Origin of the sequence: Nocardia coffeae, from assembly GCF_019890715.1 — a bacterium.
GTDB classification, from domain to species: Bacteria; Actinomycetota; Actinomycetes; order Mycobacteriales; family Mycobacteriaceae; genus Nocardia; species Nocardia jiangxiensis.
The window spans coordinates 1-704 of record NZ_JAINZY010000063.1; the positions used below are offsets into that span (position 1 = coordinate 1).

A 704-nucleotide genomic window follows, 5' to 3' on the forward strand; every position below is an offset into this window, starting at 1 on the left:
GGAGCCTCCGCCGATGCGAGTGTGCCGGCAGCGTCGGCTGTTGCTCGGCCGATTGCGGCGGGTGTTCCGCTGGAGCCGGTTACCACCAACCCGCACGCCCAGTACCCGGATCCGGTCCTCAACGGCGCTGCTGGCGGTGCGGCCATCGGTTCGGCCACCGGATCGTTCATCGATCCGCTGCCGACCCTGCTCGGCGCGGCGATCGGCGCCGGCGTGGGCGTCGCGCGTCCCGACCTGGTCCCGCAGATCCTGCCCTGATTCTGTCGCCTGCCAGGCTGGGGGCCCTGTCGAGCTTCCGTGAAATCTGTTGCTGTTCAGGCGATTTGAGTGTCACTGCTGGTCAAGCCATTGTCATTGTTTCCGTGCGAAGCATGATGACGGCTGCCACAATCCCGCCTACGAGCAACGATGAACAACCACAGCTGGCTCAGTGCGTTCGCGCCGACGAAGCGAGTCGGCGCGTGGCCGCACCGCGCACACGCCGCGGCCATCGCGGAGAGGATCACCATGCCGGAAGGCCACGAGACCGGTGGACGACTACCGACCACGATCGACACCACTACCCCGCATGAGGCACGCTTCTACGACTACTGGCTCGGCGGCGTCGACAACTATCCGGCCGATCGCAGGCTCGGTGACGAGATCGCCGCGCACATCCCAGGCATCCGCAGCATGGCGCAGGCGAACCGCGCTTTCCTGGGCCG

At 67.0% G+C, this 704-nt stretch carries 1 protein-coding gene and 1 pseudogene; both read left to right on the forward strand.

Annotated features, from left to right (window positions below; all coding sequences use genetic code 11):
• Positions 1-258, forward strand: a pseudogene (locus tag K7711_RS47045) (hypothetical protein); the annotation flags it as partial.
• A 150-nt stretch (positions 259-408) separates the two neighbouring features.
• Positions 409-704: SAM-dependent methyltransferase (locus K7711_RS47050; protein WP_235748905.1), on the forward strand; the 296-nt coding region annotated here is incomplete at its 3' end.